Annotated in this window: 16 protein-coding genes; 5 read left to right on the top strand and 11 right to left on the bottom strand. The window is 36.0% G+C overall.

What is annotated here, in order from left to right; genetic code table 11:
* Position 1: 1 nt before the first annotated feature.
* The 8 genes from B0169_RS10530 to B0169_RS10495 form a co-directional block, all read right to left on the bottom strand.
* Complete coding sequence (locus B0169_RS10530) at positions 2-457, bottom strand: AAA family ATPase (protein WP_235838551.1); 456 nt, start codon at positions 455-457, stop codon at positions 2-4.
* A gap of 2 nt (positions 458-459) precedes the next feature.
* Positions 460-1128 (bottom strand): AAA family ATPase, encoded by a 669-nt coding sequence (locus B0169_RS10525; RefSeq protein WP_077285938.1) that lies wholly within the window; start codon positions 1126-1128, stop codon positions 460-462.
* Between the two features lie 105 nt (positions 1129-1233).
* Positions 1234-1581 (bottom strand): hypothetical protein, encoded by a 348-nt coding sequence (locus B0169_RS10520; protein ID WP_328589019.1) that lies wholly within the window; start codon positions 1579-1581, stop codon positions 1234-1236.
* On the bottom strand, positions 1574-3619 hold the full coding sequence (locus tag B0169_RS10515) for a DUF262 domain-containing protein (protein WP_077285937.1): 2046 nt from the start codon (positions 3617-3619) through the stop codon (positions 1574-1576). The genes B0169_RS10520 and B0169_RS10515 overlap by 8 nt, the downstream gene beginning before the upstream one ends.
* Complete coding sequence (locus B0169_RS10510; RefSeq protein ID WP_077285936.1) at positions 3616-5151, bottom strand: DUF262 domain-containing protein; 1536 nt, start codon at positions 5149-5151, stop codon at positions 3616-3618. Before B0169_RS10510 ends, B0169_RS10515 begins: the two co-directional genes overlap by 4 nt.
* A gap of 11 nt (positions 5152-5162) precedes the next feature.
* On the bottom strand, positions 5163-5348 hold the full coding sequence (locus B0169_RS19440; protein WP_235838542.1) for a restriction endonuclease subunit S domain-containing protein: 186 nt from the start codon (positions 5346-5348) through the stop codon (positions 5163-5165).
* 46 nt (positions 5349-5394) lie between these two features.
* Positions 5395-6300: a WYL domain-containing protein gene (locus tag B0169_RS10500; RefSeq protein WP_077285934.1), complete on the bottom strand. Its 906-nt coding sequence runs from the start codon at positions 6298-6300 to the stop codon at positions 5395-5397.
* Positions 6301-6576: 276 nt separating this feature from the next.
* A complete protein-coding gene (locus B0169_RS10495) occupies positions 6577-7584 on the bottom strand; it encodes a competence protein CoiA family protein (RefSeq protein WP_077285933.1) in 1008 nt (335 codons plus the stop codon).
* A 120-nt stretch (positions 7585-7704) separates the two neighbouring features.
* Between B0169_RS10495 and B0169_RS10490 the strand changes: the two genes are divergently transcribed.
* Positions 7705-8649, top strand: coding sequence for a hypothetical protein (locus B0169_RS10490; protein ID WP_077285932.1), 945 nt, complete (start codon positions 7705-7707; stop codon positions 8647-8649).
* On the opposite strand, the gene B0169_RS10485 is transcribed toward B0169_RS10490, so the two are convergent.
* Both B0169_RS10485 and B0169_RS19630 read right to left on the bottom strand, forming a co-directional pair.
* Positions 8646-8993: a hypothetical protein gene (locus B0169_RS10485; RefSeq protein ID WP_077285931.1), complete on the bottom strand. Its 348-nt coding sequence runs from the start codon at positions 8991-8993 to the stop codon at positions 8646-8648. The two genes, B0169_RS10490 and B0169_RS10485, sit on opposite strands and share 4 nt — an antisense overlap.
* 58 nt (positions 8994-9051) lie before the next feature.
* A complete protein-coding gene (locus tag B0169_RS19630; RefSeq protein WP_268875717.1) occupies positions 9052-9186 on the bottom strand; it encodes a hypothetical protein in 135 nt (44 codons plus the stop codon).
* A gap of 82 nt (positions 9187-9268) precedes the next feature.
* Here B0169_RS19630 and B0169_RS10480 point away from each other — a divergent pair, with 82 nt between their 5' ends.
* Positions 9269-10405 carry a hypothetical protein gene (locus B0169_RS10480; RefSeq protein ID WP_077285930.1) on the top strand — a complete coding sequence of 379 codons (1137 nt, stop codon included), beginning with the start codon at positions 9269-9271 and terminating at the stop codon, positions 10403-10405.
* 288 nt (positions 10406-10693) lie between these two features.
* Here B0169_RS10480 and B0169_RS10475 read toward each other — a convergent pair whose 3' ends face one another.
* Complete coding sequence (locus tag B0169_RS10475) at positions 10694-12016, bottom strand: Fic family protein (protein WP_077285929.1); 1323 nt, start codon at positions 12014-12016, stop codon at positions 10694-10696.
* 402 nt (positions 12017-12418) lie between these two features.
* Between B0169_RS10475 and B0169_RS10470 the strand changes: the two genes are divergently transcribed.
* The 3 genes from B0169_RS10470 (at position 12419) to B0169_RS10460 (ending at position 15867) form a co-directional block, all read left to right on the top strand.
* A complete protein-coding gene (locus B0169_RS10470; RefSeq protein ID WP_077285928.1) occupies positions 12419-14074 on the top strand; it encodes an amidohydrolase family protein in 1656 nt (551 codons plus the stop codon).
* Between the two features lie 147 nt (positions 14075-14221).
* Positions 14222-15334, top strand: a complete 1113-nt coding sequence (locus tag B0169_RS10465; protein ID WP_077285927.1) for a hypothetical protein — start codon at positions 14222-14224, stop codon at positions 15332-15334.
* 5 nt (positions 15335-15339) lie between these two features.
* The gene (locus tag B0169_RS10460; protein WP_077285926.1) at positions 15340-15867 is read left to right on the top strand and encodes a hypothetical protein; all 528 of its coding nucleotides are present in this window, start codon (positions 15340-15342) and stop codon (positions 15865-15867) included.
* Positions 15868-15989 lie beyond the last annotated feature (122 nt).

The following is a 15989-nucleotide window of genomic DNA, read 5'->3' as shown; positions in this document are numbered from 1 at the left end:
TTTAGCCACCTTTCTGAGCAGAGGCTAATCTTTTTGCTTCATTAAAACTTTCATTGAATATACCGTCAGGCCAGAATGAAACATTACCTTTATTGTCGATATCAATTTTTTTAAGTTCACTAGTGTTATCATTCTCATCAAAATCTACAAAGTAAAACTTTACATTGTCAGAATCAATTTCACCTGAAGCTACTAGACTTCTAATTCTCATTAATAAGTTTTGAGAATGTGTTTCTATTAAATATTTCTTATTTGAATCTTCTAGAACAGATCTAACAAACAGCTCACCTAGCTCACCATGTGCAGCTGGATGTAAATGAAGTTCAGGTTGTTCAAGTATAATTAAGGTTTCTTTACTAGCAGGTAAAAAAGCCCGAGTGACTATAGGAAGAGCTTGACTCATTCCCTGCCCTACGTCTTTTATATTAACGAAAGTACCTGTTGCTTCTCTTCCTATCTCTACCTGAAAGAATGGTGATTTTTCTGGGTTAATTTGAAGCTGCCATCCGTCAAAGTGAGATTTATACCACTCACTTGCGTGATTACTTTACCTTCGTCTTCAAGTGAGTCTTGAATTAAGATAGGATAAGCGTTTTCACCATGCAAACCAAACTTATTCTTGTTATTTATTAAGTGGCGATTGTAGCTTCTGTTTGGTAACTTTCTGAAAGGTCCAATATAGTCCGAGTTAAGTACTAAGTTCAGATCTTCATGAGCAGTTGAGCGGAAGCCATTAAAAGTATTTGTATCATCAAGTTCGAGAGTGTCATCTCCGCGAGTTTGTTTCCAATTCAATATTCCATACGAATCAGTAGCAGGATTAGTTTGAACTATTGATAATTCTAGTGAGTCAGAACCGGAGAACATACCTATGTTTAGTGAATTTGCACCTGTCGTTTTACGACCATGCATTAAATCCCTAAACTCAGCACCAAGCTCAACTTCATCATTTACTAACTGTAATGGTTCGTTAAAATTACCTATAAGAGAATTTTCAATCATGCTAGGTAGTTTTGCCACTGAGCTTTTCCCTGCACTATTTTTACCTAACAAAATAGTTATTGGCTTTAATTCTAGCTCTTGTTTCCTTTTGAAAGATTTATAATTTTCAAATGTTATTTTATCCATTAATAATATTCCTTGATGTAGCCATGTGCTTTACTAAGCAGCACTTGGCCTTATGTAATTGTATGAAAAAAAGCTTTTATCAGTATTTTTAATTCAAGTTAAGCTTTAATGAGCATCTTCAACACTTAAACCTTTCTTAAGCAAATGCAGAATACCGTATTTTTTAATAAGTCTATCAAAACGCTCAAGTACTTTTCGCTCCCAATCATTTGCGCTGTTTTTCTTAAGCTTTTCTAACTCTTGCTTTTGGGTATTTTGTAAAAACTGCCAGAACAACTTAGTATCTATGGCATAATGCATATCAAAATCGGCAGGATAGCCAAGCTTATACAGAGCATTGTTATAGGCAGGTGCAGTTTCCTGCACTCTTGATTTTAAATCTTCTAAGCAAGTGCCTGTTAAATGTTTCTCAATCGCGGCTTCTAATGCTTGCTCGTTTGTTTGACTAACCATTTAATACTCCATTATCAATACTTGCGTAGTGACTAATCAATAAATCAATCATCTCTTTTTGATGCTGCTTAATCTTGCCTTCGTCCCACTCATCGTTTTGCTTCAACTCAAAAACTTGTTTTAACTTGAGTGAGTCATATACTGGTTTAGCTTTGAAGTCTTCCTGCTTTTTACCAACGGTTTGGTTACTGTAGGACGAGTTTTCACCCGGACTCAGTAACACAAGATTGCCAAAAGCATTCAAATAGCTATCTTCTAACAGCTTATTGTATTCTTCATGTTGTGGGTGAACATGCTCAACAGAGTTCTTTGAACTAATGCGGTATTTTCTAAATTTGTCATCTTTTCTATTTTGCTTATTTTTCCAAAGCACATATTCCAGCTTCTGAAACCAATAATGTTCGAAACCAGTACCATTTATTTGTTCTAGATACTCACTCATTTCAGTGGAATTGCCAAAACTAACCTCTGGCTTTTTGAGATAGTAAAAACTTGCCTGCTTTTGGCTTAGCTCTGCATGGAACAAAGCTAACGACAGTTTGTTATCAATATCTTCTAACGCTTTAAGTACAGAGTCTTTTTTGGCCTTTTTATTATTCAGTAACCAACCTAAAAATGGAGTAAGCCAATACTGTGCGCTTCGTTCACCAGTGAAGTAGCGAACACTTTGAAGTTGGCTCAACGCAGTGATCGTTTGAGGTACCCTGTTTAGCCGACCATCAGATAAATTTACTCTGCACCTGCGTAAAACAGGTGTGGATTCCTCGGCCTTTTCTACCCATTTCACAACCCATTTATCAAACTGGTATCTCACTTGCCATAAGCAATCTAAAAACTTAATTACCTCAGACTCAGAAGCATCTATTACAAACTTTTCAAATGCTTGATTAAGTCGTTCACCATTAACTCGGCTCTCAATGTCTTCATTACCAAATTGAGCGTTATAAATTCTAAATGCGTGAATTAAAAACAGAGGGAAATTAATTATAGAACGGCAGAAGACTTCATCGGCGTCATAGCTACCGCCAATAACACTCTTGGATTCTGGCTTTTCTAATAGAGACTCATCACTGATGATTTCATCAAGCGTTAACCCTCGAATGTACTCAGAGCCTTTATCGGAGCCATCCAGAGGCATGTTGGTTTCAACAAGCTTAAATTTTGCCTTATCAAAACTAGCCAGCTCTACATCCTTGATCTCTTTCCAGTTAGAAGCTGTAAACACCCGCCTCACATTGCGCTCAAAGTAGTTATTTAGGTTTTCACACACTTGCCACAAGCCATCATACTCATGACGGTTTTTGCTCAACTTACCTAAAAGTTTCGATTTTAAAATATCCGATTGCTCTAGCTGCACACCACTAGTGTTCATAGTTGCGAACAGTTTATTTAAATCAGTTCTAGCAGGAATAATGTTGTTAACCCAACGTACTTGCTTATAAAAGTACTTAGCAAAATTAACTAAATGCGCTTCGCCTTTTTTGCTGTCTTTACGTACCTCTTTAATAAAACTCGTCGCTGTATTTAACGCTTCGGCTAAATGTTTGGTGTATTCACTTTTATGAACATCTTCGTCAGAGGGCTTATGTGTAAATTCCAAATCAGTCCATGAGCACAATAAACCTTGTACCATTTCTCTAATTGAAAACGTAACGCGAGGCAAATGCGCTAATGTCGCCACATCTGAAAGGTCACAAATAACATTGGCTTTTTTAAATGCAATGGCAATCAGCATTAAGGTCGTCATACGCTGTTGCCCATCAATCAATTCAAAGCTCACTGAAGCATCTTTATTCGCTTTTTTCGACAACTTTGAAGAAAGCACAGTGCCAATATAGTATTGATGCTCTTTTTCGATAAATGATTGCTCTATGTCCTGTAACAGCTTTAAAACGCCTTCGCCACCCCACACATAAGGCCGCTGATACGATGGGATTTCAAACGCGATTTTATTTATTAATAAATCTTGCGGCGTTTGAACTTTGGTTTCGACCTGATTAGCACTTCTCTGAGCATTGTTTGATATTGCTAAACTCATGCAACACACTCCTGTAATGCTTGAATATTATGCTCTTTAAGCTCAACTAATTTGTTATTAATGCCTTGTTTCAACTCAGCATCAAAAGACTGAGCCAGTTGCTTGCCTGTGCGTTCGGCTATGAGAATGTTAAAAAACTTGGCATAACCTTTTAAGAACTTTTGCTTTACGCCATTGGCAGTCTTTCCGTCTCTGTCTGATATACCAATGTTATCTGGCATTATGTCTCGCTCAAAACTTTGTAACATTGCAAGGAGTTGTTTGTGATCATAAGCCGTAGTTATCCAATCAAGTAATGGATATTTGTTGACAAATGACGAAATAGAGTCTTCCCTCACTGTTTTCTCATTGTAAAGTCTAATAGAAAAAACACATCGAGCTAACCAAAAGCTTGCTTCATTAAGGTGCTCAGTACCAAATTCACTGACGTACAACAAAATAGCAATATCAAATAGCTCAGTTAAAAAGCCACTATTGTTCGCCTTTAACACCACTTCGTTGTAAAACGAATAGAATGGCTCAAGATAAGGTTGAGACTGCTCAGCCATCAAGGTGTGATATAGCTCATTAAAATAGGCCAAGTAATTAACCGTATTTATACCTGCATTAAGTGGCTGCTTAGCTAAATAACCATCAACAAGCTGCTGTGATATCGCTCCTGACAAGCTTTTTATTTGAGCGCCACGGCTAAAAGCTAAATCTTCATTTCTGCTGCCAGTATTCTCGGAAAACTCTTTTACAATGGCTTTTTTAACACCTTCAGGTGCACGATGAGAAGGCACATGTTTAAAACCAAATGTCTGCCAGCGTCTTGCTTTAAGCAGCCTGTTAACCACACCATCTAAATAGTTAAACGACTCCCACTTACGCGCATAGTTGTTTTGTATTTCACTGGGTATCGCACGTAAATGGTGAGCTTTAATGACTTGTGAGCCAGATAGTCTTACGCCCCCCGTATTTTGTGTTTCAAAAAAACGATAGGCTTCATCTTCAGATTGTGTAATCACAACCGTAAAATTAATTCGGCTTAAATCGAGTGATAACAAAGACTCTGGGAGAGGTTGTGCTATTAGCCATTGATAGTTTTTGGCTATGCGCTCATGGCTACTTGGCGAACCATATTTCATATTTGGCAGAGAGTAACTGTTACCACTTTTAGTTGCTATTGCCATACAAATTAACTGTAAGGTAGTAATGCGCTGTTGACCATCTATAATATTTAAAATAGTTTCAGAGCCATTAGCAACCTGATGTAAAACTACACTACCTAAATAGAGTAAGGGTTTGATAGGCTTACTTTCCGAATCGTTGTTGATACTCGAAGTAAAATAAATTTTTAAGTCTTCTAGCAAGGCTTCTACATCGCTAGGAGACCATTTGTATGGGCGCTGGTATTCAGGAAGATTTAACCGCATCTTTAAGTCATTCAACTGTTCGTTATCAGAACCTATTACATCTCCAGAGAATAGCTGAGCAGCCGTTACACTGATAACGGTAATATCCATTGACTTGGTTACTAAATCCTTTTGCATCTTCCCCCCTTCTAAGCCACTTCTGGTACTTTAATTTTACCTGTTACCGCACTGTTGATTAGTGTGGTTTTGTATTCTTTGAGCTTTTCAATCTGCTGTTGAAGTAGCTCCATTCCACTGTCTGATGAAATCATAAACTCTTTAATGTACTTAGCTATTGCTTTTTGTTCTTCTAAAGGAGGAATAAACAAGTCCACTTGTGAAAAGTTATCAAAATTAATATATTTAGCTTTAAATTCGTTTTTAATTTTGCTGATAACCCGGTGCAATTGCGAGATTTTCTGCTCCCTGATTATGAGAGTTGTCTTTAATGTGTAAGGTTTGATTATTCTGCAAATACAATTGATATTCTGGGCCTGAAAGTGAAGCACTTTCAGAACAATCCACATTCCAACGTCTTAGTAAATAACCGGCCATTGCCGCTCTAACGTCTAATTTGAGTACCCCATTCTCCATTCCATAATCCATTTTGATGGCGGTTGGGAATTCAACGTTTTTAGGGTGTGGAATGATTTCAAGTGGCATTATCGTATTCCACTGCTCATCTTGAACCTTGATTTCGTTTACTTCAGGCTCGTTATTGATAACCGTTACTTTGGCAAGGCGTGTTAATACAAAGTCTCTGAACGCATTACTCTTTCTGTCATAAGCTCGTACATGCCAACGAAGGCCATTATCAACAATGGTGTGCGGCACTAATTCACGAGCACCAGAGCCACTTGAAAGTGAGGTATAAATAACACTTACCGCTTTGCCGTTAATCATTGCTTGCGTAAGTTTGGCGATAACATTGATATCAGGCACATTTAGCTGGCTTGGTTGCTCTACGGGGAATTCCACATCACCAATGGCATCAAAGCCATCAGATATTTGATGGGCAAGCTTAACCAGCGTGCGCTTAGCATCATGTGTAAAAAGTGGTTTAAAGCTGTTGGTTAGAAAGTATTTCTTTTGAGTATTGTCATACGCCATATTTTTCGGCGCATGTTCTTTATAGAGGTTTATATCGCGAGCCGCGGCGGAAACACCTAATTTGAAGTGCTGAACAATTTCGGAGCGTGTAACGCTGCCGGTAAAAAACAACTTAAAGTCAATATAGGCGAGACGCTGTTGCTGAGCGTAGCTTAACTTTTTCAATTGATTGTCCATATCTTATGAAAGAAAAGAGAAATTTCTTTTTATTATTCAAATACTCAAAGCAGTATGTCTCATAATAAATCACACCTCAATAGATAAAATGTCAATATTAATTATTTTACTAATAATTAAGCGCACTTGTTTGATTAATATCAGGTTATAACTACCCTGCCTTCTTTTAATGGTACTTAAACATAGGTAAAATCACAGTAACTGTAAATATATACAGTTACCGTGTTGTAATGTTACTAATCTCTTCAACTACCAATTTACTAAACTATATAAAACTTACAAATCCTCTGACTTTATGCCCGTAACAATAAACTTGGTGTTGTGACCAATTGAATGTTTCGCTTCAAAGGTTAAAGAGACTAACGCTGGTAGCTCTAGACCTTCTAGTTGTTCTAATACATTTTCATGAACATCTCGTGTAGCCAATTCATTACCATCGCTCGCTTTGAGAGTGAAATTCTTAGTACTTGTGCTTTGAACTGGTTTTATAAAGAAAAGATGGCCAAGCGAAAATTGAGATTTATACCTCGGTGAGTATCCTTCTCCAAATTTATACCCCATTAAAATCACTTTTCCTTCAGTCGGTGATTGCATTGCCTTAATTTTTGCATGACTTAAGTGACTTTGGTTGATGATATCCACCTTATTAGTTATCTCAGTTTCTAAATGCTTTTCATCGCTACTAATAAATTTTCGCGGCGCTTCGTATAAGGTTGCTATGGCAATCTCATAGTAACTGCTTGTGCGAGGTAACATTGATAAATCAATTTCTATCATCTTGCGGTGTGATTGTGCCTGTAATTCTGATTTCTCTTCATCTACAGCGTGAGTTACAAGTATTTCAATATCCAAAGGCTCCCCATTTTCTGTAATTGCGGAAACATCAGGTTGGTAGCCTTCAAGTGGTTTCTCAATTTCAACCTGGCTTAAATGGGTGATACTTTGTTTTAAATAAGAAGAGTTTTGGTGATTAATTCCTAGTGAGTCTTCTAGTTCATAGTTGTCATAGTGCGATGGCATTAATACCTTCTCATGCTCTTTTATAACTTGCTTGGCGAGTAGGTGTAATGCTGTTTCTGGACCATGCTGACAATCATCACTTTCATAATGTGCGAAATGATGTTGGCGAATACTTCCTTTTTTAGCGACTAGGCGTGAATTACAGTGTGGGCAAAAACAGCCACAATCGAGCCCTTGTTCAACATCATTAACTGATACGATTTTCTTGTCTTTTAAACCAAATAGTAGTTCTACATTTTGTAATTCAACAGGTTGATTGCTCATTAGTTTATCTCCAATAATTAAAATAATAGTGGCGGTTACTCCGCTCGAAGTGGATAATCAACCAGAACAACAAATTAATCGTGAAATTCCAGAAATACCGGAAAATGGAACTAGTAAGTTATGGAAAACAAAAAGATTTCTTATTTAAGTAATGCTGTAGAGTTTTTAGAGGACGAGATAAATAACCAGGATGTTGAAGCGTTTTACCGTGCCTGTATCACGCAATTAAGTAAGAATGAACGACTAGAAAAGCCTCAGTTAAGAAACTTTTATTCAGGTAAAGAGAAGTCAGAAAAGACTTACGGAAATTACATGGATAAATTAATTCATCTGCTCGAAAAATTTCAAGAAGAAATACAAAGTAGAAATGCTGAATTAACTTTGGCTAAAAGACCCATTATTAAAACGCATGTTGGTGGTGGCTCTGGTAATCCCACTTATTACTACATCGACTTTGAGGACTGGGAAACACCTCCTTCATTTAATCAAAATGCTGGGCTCCAAAAAACTGAAACCATCAGTCACGATATAATCTACAGAACGAAGACACTAAAACGCACACCATGGTATTTAAAGCTGACAGCCAAGCTATTTGCAAGAACAAAGCATAGACAGTTTTTCTTATTCTTCGTGTTAATATTTTTTATTGTGGCACCAGTTGCGCTTGGCTTTTTAATACAAATGCTCCCATTAACTTACTGGACTCTTCTCGTGCTGAGCTACTTTGTATTATTTTACCCTGCATGGAATATCATTAAGTTAGCAACACAAAAAATTGCCTTAATAGAACATATTTTTCAACCTGTTGGTGCTGTATGTATTTCTAAGGTAAAAAACGTAAAAGACTCAGATAGTTTTTTAGATATTGAACGAGAGATTTTATCAGTTGTTGTTGATGCCACTTGCCCTATTTGTTTCCACAAATACAATCTTAAGGACTCTGTTCAACTAGAAAGCCAGTCGTTATTTAACCGGCGTATCATAGGTAAGTGCTTAAACAATCCAAAAGAGCATAGATTTACTTTTGATAAAGATTTAATGACTGGAAACCCTTTAAATACTTAGGTTTTAGTAAGGTGCCAACCGTTTCCAAACATACATTCATAAACTCGTAAGTGTAAGCTAGATTGTAAGTTAAGAATCTGTGCTCTTTGTAAAGCACCTTTCTCAGTTAAATAAGCTTGTTTTCGATGCCCACTTCCATCAAAGCAAGAGTGACATTCAATAGATGGAGTATGCCTACTTTTAGGTGTTAAGTGCCAATATTCACATTTATTACATTCATAAGCTATAAGAGAACTTTGGTAGTTTTCCTTGATAAAGGTTGCAGCTTCTTCAGCATCAAGTTGTGTATAGTATTGAGACAAGGGCTCACCATTTTTCTTACTAAAACATGTTTCACTTTTCATATTAATTCCTTAATTTTTATGAAAAGAGCTACCCAAATTAATGAGTAGCTCCTACTAACTACTCTTCTTTATCACCTTGATATTCATCATTATTTGGGTTTAATTGATTAGCGTGATTGTCTAAGCTATCCCAATAAGAGTCATTATTTGGATTTAAACTGTCACTTCTATCATCATTGCTTGTTCTACTCATTTGTTTCTCCTTGGTTATGAGTTAATATCAGCACTGATAATTGCATGGATTAAGCTTTAAAAAAGGGACATTTGGTTGAAATATGCGTCATAAAGGCTTCCAAGTAGGTTTATTGTTTAATCACCTACCAGAAATAGTGTTTTTTGCTACTAATTTGTTTTCCTCAGATACTGATCTATTGGTTAAGATGAGCCGCAAGATCAAAAAAGATGAAAATATTACAAGAGACCATCAGATATTCAGAAAAGCGGCAAAAAAAGAGCTTTCTCCAGAGGAGCTAGCAACCTACTTCTCACCTGATAACCCTGACTTTGTAGAGCGATTCAATTTCTTAAAAGACAACGATTTTGATTTAAAGAACCTTGGAGCTTGGTTCATCTTATTGAGCCAAATTAGAGGCTTTAAGTTAAGCTTAAATCCGGAAGATATTGAGATATCAAACTACCTAACGTTCCTAGAAGACTTTTGTTTACTTGAATACAATTTTATTAAATCCAATAAAGGAAAAAATGATTTCGATAAAACAAATGCATTTCTAACAAATTGGCTGAATTGTACTCCTTTTGAGTCAAATGAACCAAAGTTAGAAACACGGGCAAAGTATATGATTTGTCTTGTTATGCATTGGGCCGCCTTATTCGAGAAACTGTTGGAAATAGAATATTGTGAAGCAGAGGAAGGATATAATTCAATCCTAATAAAATCGCTTCCTAAAATATGCATCAAAGGTACAACACCACTATTTTATTTAACGACAGAGCAATTCATAACACGAATTAAAGATAAACGATCAGAGCAGTTTACATCTAAAAAAAAGTATAAATGGACTGATTTTTATCGCGATATAGCTAGAGCTCAACTTCTAGATCCGTATCTAAATCCTGAGGCTTTAAGCGAAGATGATACAAGGTTACTCGACCCTGAAACATCAGCAATTAAAAAACAAATATCTAGGTGGTTTGATGGAGGCCGGCTTTCAATTGAACACGTCAAAAGATACTTTCTAATATTTGAACAATCATATGATCCCAAAGAAATGGATTTCTCTCTATTTTCTATCGAGTTTATAAATATCTTTTCTTATATCCAAATAGAACTGTTCAAAGCAGATGTTCCACCTGAAGTTATCGTAAAAGAATTTTCACGATACAGTGAGTACAAAGACTTAGTGAACAAAAGATACGAAAGTTATCAAAACTCTAATACTCTAATTCCATAAGTTTTAATGAAGTGTCATAGTTAATTTGGCCACCAACTTAGAGGTGTTATTATGCATCTCATCAAACGTTAGGTGGCCAAAAGTTAAACATTGTTGACTGTGATTTTATACCGTTTACTGTTTTTTATAGTGGTAGTGATTAATATATTTAGCATTAATACTACTAACTCAATGTACTAACGAAGTCATAGAAATTGTATGCTTAGATTGCAGACGATTAAGCGAGGCTTTAGGTGAGAAAACAGCATAAAACACTTGTACATATTTTCTCAAATATTGAAACTGCTTTTAGCTGTTTTTCTTTAAGAGGTTTTCAAGCTTTTTCTTCGATGCCTCATCATCTAATGACAATGCTTTATATTCGTCAATCAGTTTTGTTAACCCTGGGTTTTTCTCACCACGAAAATACTCAAGGTTGCGCTCTATTTTCTTTAAGATTTTGCTTAAGCCAACATCATCCAACAATGGAGCGTTTTCTTTACCTACAAACAGGTTGTTATCTTGTGGGAAGCTAACAAAGTAACGTAAGCCACGCTTACCTTCACCTGATGGGTAAAGTAAGCCATTATCAACCAATGATTTTAAATCCCTTGTAGCGGTTGCTGGTGGCGCACCAGTAATCGCTCGATATTTCTCATTGGTTAAGCCATCACGCACAAAGCCATCAGCACCTACTGTGAAGATTTTTTTCATCACTTTGTCTTGGCGTTGGTTGAGCTTGATCTCACCATATTCCGCCCAAAATTTTGATTTTTGCAATACAAATTCCACAGACTCAAGTGACTTATCTTGCGAAGTTTTCACTAGCTCAACAAAACAGGCTATCCACTCATTAATTTGCAAGCTGGAATTGGTGCTTCTAAGTTGCTGGTAATACTCCATACGATGAGCATTTATCATGCTCGACATACTAAAAAGCGGCGGTTTCGAAAAATCTTGAAATAAGGCATGCTCAGCAATCGCTCTGCCAACACGACCATTACCGTCTTGAAACGGGTGAATAGCAACAAACCATAAATGAGCAATTGCAGCTTTTATCGGTCCTGAACAATTGGCGCTGTTATACCATTGTATAAACGCACCCATTTCCCGTTCAACCTCAATGCGATTATTACCTGGTGCTTTGTATATGATTTCACTGTCACCGTATAAATCTTCTCTTATGACATCTATGGGTGAGTCACGATAATCGCCTTTAGTAATAGGGTTTACATAGTAATCTTCACTACCGTGTAAAAGCAGCGTGTGCCAATGACACAGTAAGGTTTTAGACATGGCGCTTTTAATACTCTTACGCACATCAACCAACATGGCAGCAATGCCTTTTTCTTTAGGAAAGTAACCACCACGCTCAGGTTCTTTTAATCCAAGAAAACGTGCAACTGATGAGCGCACTTCCTCACGATTAAGTTTCTCACCTTCAATAGCGCTAGTGCTTAATGCTTCTTCTACCAGTAAATGTACAAAGGCATCGTTATGGTCATTTGTGGGAATTTGCGATAATGCCCCTTCAATGCTGTAAGCCTTTTTCGAATACTCGCTGATACTCGACTCAAAGCGTGCCGCATCATAATCAAATTGAGGCCAGTTTGTATGTTGCCAGTGATACATATGATTTAAATCCTTACTCGTTATAAATCACTTTATAGCGTATTCTGATTTAAGAGCCCACATTTTATAAATCATCTTACTCGTCATTTTGATTTATAAATACCAGAAGTTTAAATCATATTAATCGTTTTGAACAAGCGGGTTCGTTTTCTGATGGTCTTCTTTTAGTCCACTCAAAGGTTTCGTAAGTATATTCTTACGTAGTGGATAAACCTGCATGGCAAAATTTATGCCTTTAGATACAGTACTGATATTGTCAGATGTTATATGTTTTATTAGCCGAACTTGGTAATTTAATCGCCCTCACTATTAATTAAAATATCTAGTTTAAATTGACAACGACCAAATATGAATTATGGTTAATTTCTATACAATTATAATTCAATAAAATTGGTCGACATCATGGATGATTTTAATCGCCGTAGGATGCTTAAGGCTCTAACTTTAGTACTATGCTCATCTTTATTACCCTCATGCTCTATTTTTACTGGCAGAGACTCACATTGTGAAAACTATAAGTTTGATCATTTGAGTAAACCCGATCAAGATATTTTAAAACTAACGCCTGTTATTGATATGCACGCTCATTTTTTTAATGCAACAGATCTCCTTGCTGTTGAGTATATTATGGGCCCTGTTCTTAATGACTTTTTAGGAAGTAAATTTAAATTTACGAGAGTATTATTAACACGTGTCGCAAACGGTATTTTTGGTGTGCTAGAAAGTAAACGAAAATTTATTAATGCCGGTGCTGAGTTGAAATGGCTGTCTTCTAATAATGCTTGTGCACCTGATATTGAATATCGTGAAGTTTCAGCTGAATTTTTTGATGTGGTGCAACAAGAAAATCGTAATAAATCGCTTTCATTTAATAAAACTCAACCCTCAATGAGTTTTGTAGACCTTCTTAATGCTTCAGCAAATGAATTATCTGGTGGTTTTCAACCACATGAGAAGCAAAAATATAAATCTAACGCTAGAATTGAATTCAATGCAAATACTGTATTAAACGCAGTAAATTCAAATAGTGTATATGAGCAAAAAACAGGAATAACTAAAGGATTTCGTACCTTTGCTACTTGCCCTAGTGACCCTGGCTTTTTTTCTAGGATTTTTGGCTTTGTCGGTCGTGTATTAGTTCGCCGAAGCACCAATATCCAAGCATATTATGATAGATATACGAAAAAGCCATTGTACGAAGGTGCAGGCTTTAGGCATGTAATGAATGTAGGTTGCGATTTTGATTTTTTCTTAGGTACAAATTGCAAAACGCCAAGCTCATCTATTGCGGACCAAATTAAGGTTAACGAAAAGTTGCACGAGCATACCAACGGATATGCCATTCCAGTACTTGGTGTAAATCCTTGGAAAGCCGCACATGATGATGGTTATTGTGCACTCATTGAAGCTGCGCTATGCAGAGGTATATACAGAGGCGTGAAGCTTTATCCATCTATCGGATATTCAGTAACGGGAGACTTTAGGAGTGGTGTCAAAAACTATCAATGTGGTGGTAAGGGCGTAACTGAAAAGATTATTTCTACAGGAATAAATAAAATATTCGATATCGTCGAACATTATAAAGGCTATGTTACATCACATACTACCCACTCGAAAGGCGGACAGCCAGGCTCTGAGAAATTGGCTTCCTCTAAACATTGGGCAAAAATTTTAATGCAACGCAAAGGTATGCGGATTAATTTTGGACATATGGGTGACACAGGCGGAAAAATTGGCTCTCATTGGCGGGAAGGATTTTTAGACTTAATGCTCAAGTATGAAAATGTATATGCAGATTTTGGATATCACGAATATGCAAATTATCAAACGTTAAAGTCTGATCTAGAAGTGTTTAAACGTTACGGACAAGAGCTATTTGATAAAATCACTTATGGTTCTGATTGGTACATGATATCCAAGGATAAAGGGGCAAATGCATACCTTTGTAATTCCGTTAGTAACTTTAGACGTGCAGTAGCTGAAGGAATCATTAACAAAACTCAATATAAAGCAATGATGTATGACAACGCGGCTAGGTTCTTAATGTTAAAAAGTTAGGCATTTAAATCCTCGATGTTTAAACGATATACCTGTTTTCATAAATTAATAGAGAGTTCGTTAATTAGACTAGTTTTAATTCTTATAGAATGAAATTGATAAATGAATTCACTTAATAAACGTAGCTAGATTAAAAAGGATTTAATAATGAAAAATTTATATCTTCCGATATTAACTATAATTTTATGTTCTTGTGCAACAGTGAAGGAAGAAGCTACAAATATAACTCGTCTTAATGAAAATAATGAAGCAGATGAAAAGTTAACTAGCTTTGTAGTTGTTGCAGATCCTCAGATTCATAACATCTACGGTAGCAGCTTGAAACAAATGTTTGGTGTATCCGATATAGCTTCAAAAGTAGCAGTTCGCCCTCCAGAATTAAATATATTAGCCAGATATTCATTTCAAAGACTTATAGAGAATAGCTTAAAAGTCGGAAATGAAGCTAATGTAACTCTTGTACTTGGAGATGCTACCAATATTGGTTGTAGTGGTGAGTATGAAACTTTCTACAAAACAATCACAAAGGCTACACCTAATACTGTTTGGCTAAAGGCACATGGCAATCATGATAGTTACTTAATGGGGACAACTAATGGTTATACACTTCACGATAAAGCCGCTAGTACTTTACCTAATAGTGTTTGGCCTCCAAAAGTAATCTCCAATGGATTGCCTTCAGATACAAGTTGGTGGAATTTATCGGAAAAGCCAACCGGCAAAATGAATTGGCGAGATGCGTGCTTGCAAGGCTCTAGTAGTACTCCTATGAATAAAATTAGATGGATGGCTAAGTATATTGGCCATTTAAATAATTATAATGTAGCTATCGATAGCGAACTACTATCAAAAGATAGTAAATTTAATGAATATATTATAAAGAGTAGGCCAAACTCCACAATTGCAGAACGTCCATTTATATTAATTGGGAAATGGTTTGAGCCAACATTTATAAAAGAAGATGGAAAAGTAAGGCTTCCTTCTGAAAGCTTCTTATTAAAACCTTATGGTTCTTATTTAGTACAAGCTTATTCATTAGACAATAATACCATTACAGTTCTGCTTGACTTATCAGTATGTGTAAACGCAAGAGCAGGAAAATATTTTTACTCCGAAAATGCAGGAACCCATGCTTGCATTGGTGACGATCAATTAAATGATATTAAAGCAATTATTCAAAACTCCGAATTTAGTGGTAAAGACTTTATTTTTGCGGGTCATGGAACATTAGACGAATTAGATACCAGCGAACGAAGCTAATAGAGTTGTTTGAATCATCAGTAACCTCAAATAATAAATGGACTTACATTTCTGCTCATACGCACTACCCAATAAATGATCGAATATATCCAACAGGTAAAGAGGTTAATATTGGTTCTACTACTGACTGGCCAATGGAATCTCACAAGTTTTATTTTAGCCACGAGTTTAAAAAAATTACCTCTAGGCATACACAACATTTGGACGAAAACTTGTTAGATTTAGACTTTGATTATGAAAATATTAACTATACAAGTTATTCCAAACCATGGTTTGGTGAATTTTATGAGCTATGCAGACACTTAAATACAGCTAAGGCTTTAATGAACCATAAACCTAACGAAACATATAACAGCCCTAAGCCAGATTATGAATGTTTGAAAAGCAAAAGTTGGGATGAACAAACGGTATTATTAAATTCATATATAGAGCAAATAAATAACAATATGAAAAATCCTGACTTCGCAAAAGAGATGTATAAAATAATGGCTGTTGCTAGCCGTGAGGAAGCATTAAGTTATAGCTTATTTTAGAGTAGACATTATTAGCATTTGTATATATTGTATTTATATACCTGATATTTCTCGCAGCCCTTGCTATGCTTGGGTTTCAGAGTCTGATATTGAAGATCTAGTCGTTAACTTGCAAACGCTAT

The sequence above is a fragment of the Cognaticolwellia aestuarii genome (genome assembly GCF_002000025.1).
Taxonomy (GTDB): domain Bacteria; phylum Pseudomonadota; class Gammaproteobacteria; order Enterobacterales; family Alteromonadaceae; genus Cognaticolwellia; species Cognaticolwellia aestuarii.
Note: the sequence above shows the minus strand (reverse complement) of the source record. Positions and strands in the feature narration are given on the sequence as shown.